The sequence below is a fragment of the Helicobacter bilis genome, from assembly GCF_900198365.1.
Taxonomy (GTDB): Bacteria; Campylobacterota; Campylobacteria; order Campylobacterales; family Helicobacteraceae; genus Helicobacter_A; species Helicobacter_A bilis_B.
Genome location: NZ_FZMS01000032.1, coordinates 21,773 through 28,843, shown reverse-complemented (window position 1 = coordinate 28,843; position 7,071 = coordinate 21,773). Strand labels below are relative to the sequence as shown.

At 35.5% G+C, this 7,071-nt stretch carries 10 protein-coding genes; 3 read left to right on the top strand and 7 right to left on the bottom strand.

Annotated elements, in window-relative coordinates; all coding sequences use genetic code 11:
• The 7 genes from C6H08_RS05175 to C6H08_RS05145 form a co-directional block, all read right to left on the bottom strand.
• On the bottom strand, positions 1-283 hold a 283-nt coding region (locus tag C6H08_RS05175), incomplete at its 3' end, for a hypothetical protein (RefSeq protein WP_158656812.1).
• Complete coding sequence (locus C6H08_RS05170; RefSeq protein WP_138196220.1) at positions 267-578, bottom strand: ADP-ribosyltransferase-containing protein; 312 nt, start codon at positions 576-578, stop codon at positions 267-269. The genes C6H08_RS05175 and C6H08_RS05170, both read right to left, overlap by 17 nt.
• Before the next feature lie 138 nt (positions 579-716).
• The gene (gene rpsR / locus C6H08_RS05165) at positions 717-971 is read right to left on the bottom strand and encodes a 30S ribosomal protein S18 (protein ID WP_004087751.1); all 255 of its coding nucleotides are present in this window, start codon (positions 969-971) and stop codon (positions 717-719) included.
• A gap of 31 nt (positions 972-1,002) precedes the next feature.
• Positions 1,003-1,563 carry a single-stranded DNA-binding protein gene (locus C6H08_RS05160; protein WP_034565068.1) on the bottom strand — a complete coding sequence of 187 codons (561 nt, stop codon included), beginning with the start codon at positions 1,561-1,563 and terminating at the stop codon, positions 1,003-1,005.
• A gap of 22 nt (positions 1,564-1,585) precedes the next feature.
• Positions 1,586-2,023: a 30S ribosomal protein S6 gene (gene rpsF / locus C6H08_RS05155; RefSeq protein ID WP_034580249.1), complete on the bottom strand. Its 438-nt coding sequence runs from the start codon at positions 2,021-2,023 to the stop codon at positions 1,586-1,588.
• A 72-nt stretch (positions 2,024-2,095) separates the two neighbouring features.
• Positions 2,096-3,085 (bottom strand): DNA polymerase III subunit delta, encoded by a 990-nt coding sequence (locus C6H08_RS05150; protein WP_034565065.1) that lies wholly within the window; start codon positions 3,083-3,085, stop codon positions 2,096-2,098.
• Between the two features lie 30 nt (positions 3,086-3,115).
• The gene (locus C6H08_RS05145) at positions 3,116-3,670 is read right to left on the bottom strand and encodes a DJ-1 family glyoxalase III (RefSeq protein WP_034580248.1); all 555 of its coding nucleotides are present in this window, start codon (positions 3,668-3,670) and stop codon (positions 3,116-3,118) included.
• Between the two features lie 134 nt (positions 3,671-3,804).
• Here C6H08_RS05145 and C6H08_RS05140 point away from each other — a divergent pair, with 134 nt between their 5' ends.
• From C6H08_RS05140 to C6H08_RS05130, 3 genes are all read left to right on the top strand, one after another.
• Positions 3,805-4,281 (top strand): tRNA (cytidine(34)-2'-O)-methyltransferase, encoded by a 477-nt coding sequence (locus tag C6H08_RS05140; protein WP_034580246.1) that lies wholly within the window; start codon positions 3,805-3,807, stop codon positions 4,279-4,281.
• A gap of 139 nt (positions 4,282-4,420) precedes the next feature.
• Positions 4,421-5,632: an LL-diaminopimelate aminotransferase gene (locus C6H08_RS05135; RefSeq protein ID WP_034565060.1), complete on the top strand. Its 1,212-nt coding sequence runs from the start codon at positions 4,421-4,423 to the stop codon at positions 5,630-5,632.
• A gap of 73 nt (positions 5,633-5,705) precedes the next feature.
• Complete coding sequence (locus C6H08_RS05130) at positions 5,706-6,917, top strand: NAD(P)/FAD-dependent oxidoreductase (RefSeq protein ID WP_034580244.1); 1,212 nt, start codon at positions 5,706-5,708, stop codon at positions 6,915-6,917.
• Positions 6,918-7,071 lie beyond the last annotated feature (154 nt).

Below are 7,071 nucleotides of genomic sequence, written 5' to 3'. Positions count from 1 at the left end.
GTGTAGATTCTTTATTTTTTGGTTTAGTCTTAGTGATATTGCCTTTTGTATCTGTATAGCTTCCTTTATTGTCAATATGCTTTATTTGATTAGAATTAAATATAGCTATGGTATCACTTACTTCCTTGCTTCTGCCATATCTCTCATCATGCACATTCTTATAAATAACGCTATCAAATGGCTTTCCGCTCTCTTTAGCTTCATCTAATACTTTTCTTATAACTATATCAAAGTATTGTTCCCCTGTATAAATCTTATCTGCTAATTCACTTCCTATCCACAAAGTCTTTGCCTTGAAAGTCTATAACTAAAGGATTTTTAGCATTTAAGAATACTTTATAGATTCCATTATCACTATTTGGTAATTCTTTTGTATAGCTTAGGGCAACATTATGAGAGCTAGAGAAAAATCTAGCAGGATAGTTTTGCCCTGTATCATCTGTATGCTTTGGGGTGAGTATTTCTTTATTGCCTATGCTTTCTCTTGTGCCATGATAAAACACTTTAGGCAGTCCGTTGTGGCCTACGACATACATTCCAAAAATATAGCTTGATACTATGGAGTAACATAAAAACAAGAAAAAGAGAAGAAATGCTTTTAACAAAGTATAAACTGCAATTACTACTTCTCATGTAGCGAGTTTAACTTTAGTGAAGCGATATTAGAATATACTATAATTAATAGATAAGCTCTAAATAAATGTGCTGAATCTAAACTACAATTTAAAAGGATTCTCAACAACTTTTTTTCTATCTACAACATAAGGTATAAGTGCCATGTGTCTTGCTCTTTTGATAGCTACCTCAACTCTTTCTTGCCATTTTTTAGAGTTTCCTGTAAGACGACGAGGCATGATTTTATAACGCTCTGAAAGTGAATGCTTTAAAAGCTCAACATCCTTATAATCAATAAAATCAATCTTTGCCTCTGTATATTTACAATACCTTTTTGAATATTTTTTTCTTTCCATGTGTTTCCTTTCGTATAAAATTTCTCAACATTTAAAATGGAATCTCTTCGTCATCAACATTAATGACTGGCGGTTCTACATTGCCACCTTGCATTCCCATATTGTTATGTTGCTGCGTGTTTTGTGAATACGGATTGCCAACATTTCCGTCGTAGGACTGCGACTGATAGTTTTGCTGTTGATTATAGTTAGAATCATAGTTGCTACCATAACCATTTGCATAGCTATTTGTCTGCCCATAAGCATTCTGCCCATACTCGCCTTGTTGCTTTGTGTCAAGCATTTGCATACTTTCCGCAATGATTGTATGCTTACTTCTTTTTCCACCTTGCTGATCGGTCCATGTTTCAAAGTTAAGGCGACCTTCTATAAGCACCTTAGAACCTTTTCTTAGATACTGATTAGCCACTTCTGCGGTGCGTCCAAAAAGTGTTACATCAACAAAGCAAGTATCATCAACCTGCATACCATCGGCTTTCTTGTATCTGCGATTAGAAGCTAATCCAAATGTTGCAAGTGCAGACCCTGTGTTAAGATAACGCAGCTCAACATCTCTTGTGAGATTGCCCACCATAATCACCTTATTAAACATAACAACAAGCCTTACCTATACCTTAAAGTCCTGCCTGAGAAGATTGCTCTTCGTTTTGGACATTCTCTTTTTTAGGTGTTCTCTCTATCCTATCTTCATCTTTTTTGAGAGTTCTAGGCTTTTCTGGCTTCTTTGCTCTCTCAACAAGCGTTTTCCATGCTTCTTGCTCTTTCTTGCTCTCATATTTAATGACAATAAATCGCAATACCTCTTCATTAATGCCATACAACCGCTCAAGCTCTGCAATCAAAGTTGGATCCGCTTTAAAGTAAATGCAAAAGTAGTAACCCCTGTTATTCTTCTTTATTTGATATGCTAGATTACGCATACCCATATCCAAACAAGTCTCAATATGACCACCATTTTTTAAGATAACTTCTTTAAAAAAGTCTATCTTTGCCTTAATTTCCTCTTCGACAAGTGTCGGTTTTAAAATAAACGCCGTTTCATAATGACGCATACATTCTCCTTATGGCTTCCGCCCCAAACATAGTATGCTTGGAGCAAGGTTTTTTTTGGAAATGGGATTATATCATAAAATTTGCTGAATTGCTATTAAATGTTGCATAACTACATCTTTTCCTTGTAGTTGTTGCACACGCCATGTATTTATAATGTCAAAAAGCATGAGATATTTTTCTGTTGTGATTTTGAGGCTTCGCCTTTGCCATATATTAAAAAGCTGTGGCGGGGCTTTATAGCCTAGCACTTCTTTAGAATCCATATTGCCATGCGTTTTTGAATGTCCATAAAGTTTAAAAAGAATATAAAAATATCGTGTAATCTCACGCAAAAGCTCCATATTATCCATGCCCTCATCATGCAATGTTTGAAGTGTTAAGCCCAAATGCCCTTGTTTATCAAATAAGCAATTAAGCAAAGATTCTAACTTTACATCACCGAGACTATAACTTAACTCTTCTATCAACTGCGGTGTGATTGTCTCATAATAGATAAATTTAGTAAGCTCATTATGCGCGATAGCTAAATCATCATGCTGCACATCAAGCAAGAAGTTAAGCAATGAAGAATCTACCTTTAATCCAAGCTCACACGCCCGATTGTATAGAATCTTTACCATATCATCGCGAAATGGCGGATAAAGCCTTACTTCAAATATATCTTTTAGCTTTGCAGTCGGCTTAAAAAGTGCCGCCATAGCTTTGAATCTTTTTGCATATTCTGCGTCTGTGATTGTTGGCGATTTCAAAAATTCCACAATTAAAAAGCTATTAGCATTATGTTCTAGCATATAGAGTATATCTTGCATTTGCTTTTTATTTAATGTTGCATAAAGCTTTAAGGCGAGAATATTTACCCCGCCAAAAAGGCTATTTACACCCAGACAATTTAACACTTCTTGATGATCGTATTCCTCAAAATACATACGCCGACATTCGCTGTTTAGCTTTTTTAGAATCATATTAGAATAATATGAAATCAAAAAATCACTATCGCCATATAGCAAAATTGCCCGTGGCACTCCACTAAGCAAAAACTTATCAAGCATTGCTCTTGTCATATTATCTACTTAGTTTGAGATTCCGTAACTCTAAGCCCTTGTTAAAGGCACTTGCAATCCTTCATATAAGCCTTTATACACATCTTCGCCCATTAAGGCTTTTGTAATAGCAAGACCAAATAAAATAGCAGTTGCAGGACCAGCAGAAGTGATGACATTATCTCTTATTACCACTGCTTCATTCAGCCTTTTTGCATTTATGCCCTCTTCACAACCCGGATAGCAAGTAAATTCACTTGATAATACACCTGCTTTATTCAATACAATTGGTGAAGCACAGATGGCTGCCACAATCTTTTTATCTTTATGTAACCTTTGTATGATTTCTAGAATCTTAGCATTATTGGATAGATTCTGCATACCTTCGAAACCACCTGCAAGAGCTATGCCATCAAGTGAGTTTATATCTATGCTAGATAGTGCTACTTCTGCTTTTATCTCAATGCCATTTGCACCCTTAACATTACCACTAGATTCTAATCCAGCGACCAAAACTTCCACTCCAGCCCTTCGCAATACATCAACAATGCCTATAAATTCAGCCTCTTCAAAACCTTGTGCTAATGGGACCAATACGCGTTTCATGTCTTATCCTCTCTTAATAAAAATGCTACACTTTATCGAAAAATCTTTAAGGCTTAGCAATAAAAAAATAAATTGCCTTTCATTCACAAATAATGTAAAATACATCTCACATTTTTAATATATTTAGGATAGTTATGCAATCTTTATTTCACATCGTGCTTGTAGAACCACAGATTCCACAAAATACAGGCAATATAGGCAGACTTTGTGTCGCAGCAAATGCCGTGCTGCATTTAATCCACCCTTTAGGATTTAGCACAAAAGAAAAGGACTTAAAACGCGCGGGGCTTGATTATTGGCAGTGCCTAGAAGTGTATGAATGGGCGAATTTAGAATCTTTTTGGCAAACATATACACCAGATTCTACGCATTTTTTCTTTAGCACAAAGGCAAAAAAGCTATATTTTCATGCGGATTTAAAACATGGAGCATTTCTATATTTTGGTAGAGAAGATGCAGGACTTCCCCTACACATTTTAGAATCTTTTAAAAATCAAGTCTATAAGATTCCCATGCAAAAAGGAGTGCGTAGTATTAATCTTGCTACAAGTGCTGGGGCAGTGCTATATGAGGGAGTGCGTCAATCGCGTATATATGAAAGTTGGGAGTAAGGGGTAAATATATAAAGATTTCAAAACTTTAATACTTTGTAGAGTTTCTGTATAGAAAATTTTATAAAAATAGATTCTAAAACTTGCACTAAAGCTAACAAAACGCTACAATATTTACAATATATTGTAGGAGTAAGCCATGTTTGATGAAATACAATTTGGAAAAATTAATCGTTTGCCAAAATATCTTTTCAGTGCGATAAATGAAATAAAAATGCAAATGCGGCATAACAATGAAGATGTCATTGACTTTTCTATGGGGAATCCTGATGGTATGCCACCAAAAGTAGTTATAGATAAGCTTTGTGAAAGTGCGAAAAAGCCGAAGAATCAAGGCTATTCTGTCAGCAAAGGTATCTATAAACTAAGGCTAGCGCTTTGTGAGTGGTATAAAAGGCGGTTTAATGTAGATCTTGATCCAAACCTTGAAGTATGCGTTGGCATGGGAAGTAAGGAGGGATTTGTGCATCTCGTCCAAGCGATTACTAATGTTGGTGATTGTGCGATTGTGCCAGAGCCTGCGTATCCTATACACTATCATGCCTTTATTATAAATGGTGCGAATGTTAGCACTTTTGGAATCACTTATAACGATTACTATGAGCTTGATGAAAAGGCATTTTTTGAATCTTTACAAAAGGCACTTTATGAGAGTTTCCCAAAGCCAAAGTTTGTAGTTGTAAATTTTCCACATAATCCCACAACAACGATTGTAAAAAAAGGATTCTATGAAAAGCTTGTAAAACTAGCAAAAAAAGAGAGATTCTATATTATTAGTGATATTGCGTATGCAGAGCTTTACTTTGGCGACTTTAAAACACCTAGCATTTTTGAAGTCAAAGGTGCAAAAGATGTTGCAGTGGAGACTTACACTCTAAGTAAAAGCTATAATATGGCGGGTTGGCGTATAGGCTTTGTAGCAGGAAACAAAAAGATTATTGAAGCCTTGCAAAAGATTAAAGGCTGGATTGATTATGGAATCTATACGCCCATTCAAGTTGCTGCTACAATCGCTTTAAATAAATGTGATGATGATGTCATAAAGATTAGAAAAACTTATGAAAAGCGAATGGAAGTTATGATTGAAAGCTTTAAAAAAGCAGGGTGGGAATTGCAAAAACCACAGGCTAGTATGTTTATTTGGGCGAAGATTCCAGAGCAATGTAGTCATTTAGGCAGTTTAGAGTTTGCAAAAAGACTTTTAGTTGAAGCAAAGATTGCAGTAAGTCCGGGGGCTGGGTTTGGCAAAGCAGGGGAAGGTTATGTGCGTATCGCATTAATTGAGAATGAAAAGCGTATCAGACAAGCCGCAAAGAATCTAAAGAAATTTTTAAAGCAATTTAGTGAGTAAAATGCTAGAATTTTATATGCTTGTTAAACTCTGTCCGTTACAATGATTTTTTATTACTTAAAAGGACATAGAGATGAAAAAAGTTTTAATGCTTGGTGCTGGTTATGGCAACATTGCTTTACTTACAACGATAAACAGAGGTGTATTCTCTCAAGCAGAATTTAGCCTTATTAATAACACCTCTTATCATTATAAGACAATCGCCCTGCATGATGTCGCAAGTGGTAAGCATGATAAAAGCGTGCTATTTCCTTTGCAAGAGATTCTTGATGAGAGAGTAAATCTTATACAAGATAGCGTTGTATCAATAGATTCTAAAAGTGTAAAATGCAAAAATGCTGAATATGAGTATGATTATCTAGTTGTTGGGCTTGGATTTAGCTCTGATAGCTTTGGGATACCCGGAGTTGGCGTATATACACAAAGCATAGTCAGCTATGATAGTGCAAAAAATATTTATAAAAATATTGAAGAGAAACTGCAAGCCTACATAAATGATAAAGATTCTAAGAATCTAGCATTTGTTGTGTGCGGTGGTGGCTTCACTGGCATTGAGTTTGCCGGCTCTTTTGCACAAGAAATAAAAAAGCAATGCGAAACGCGGGGCATTGATTTTAGTCTTGTTAAAATCTATTGTATTGAAGCAATGCCAAAGATTTTGCCTATGTTTAGTGAAAATCTCATGCAGCTTGGCTTAACAAAGATTAAAGAATTAGGCATTATAGTCCTTACAAGCTCAAAGATTCTTGAATGTAAAATGGGGGCTGTTGTGATTGAGAGAGATGGTAAAAACGAAGAGATTCTCGCAAATACTATCATTTGGACAGCAGGAGTAAAGGGCAATGAAGTTATAGCAAACTCTAGCTTTTTTAAAAGTGGGAGAAGCAAAGTTGAGGTAGATTCTCACTTGCAGCCCATAAATCAAGAAAATGAAATGAATAATATCTTTGTGCTTGGAGATTGTGCGGCATTAAAAGATGAAAAGACGGGTAGATTCTATCCGCCAACAGCACAATTAGCACAGCAGCAAGGCGAATATCTAGCACAAACACTAGAAACACTTTTGTATGCAGAACAAAAAGGGGAAGTGTTACAAAAAGAGCTTATCCCACAATTTGAATTTATTTTGCGTGGAAGTATTTGCTCTATTGGTGCTGGATATGCAATAGGTGTCATTGGCACAAAAGAAGTAAGCGGATATATTGCTAATATGACAAAGTGGTTTATAGAATCTAAATGGAATTACAAAATTGGCGGTTTTTCAGCGGTGTTTAAAGATGACTAGAGCTACAATGCTAAAAGCGTAGTTGCTAGAAAAGCCCCACACATGCTTATATTTGCCTACATTACACGTAGCTATTCATCAAATTTTAAGCATAGATTCAGTTATCATTTGTATAATTACTAGATTTTTTGTGTATTGTAAAGCACAATACATT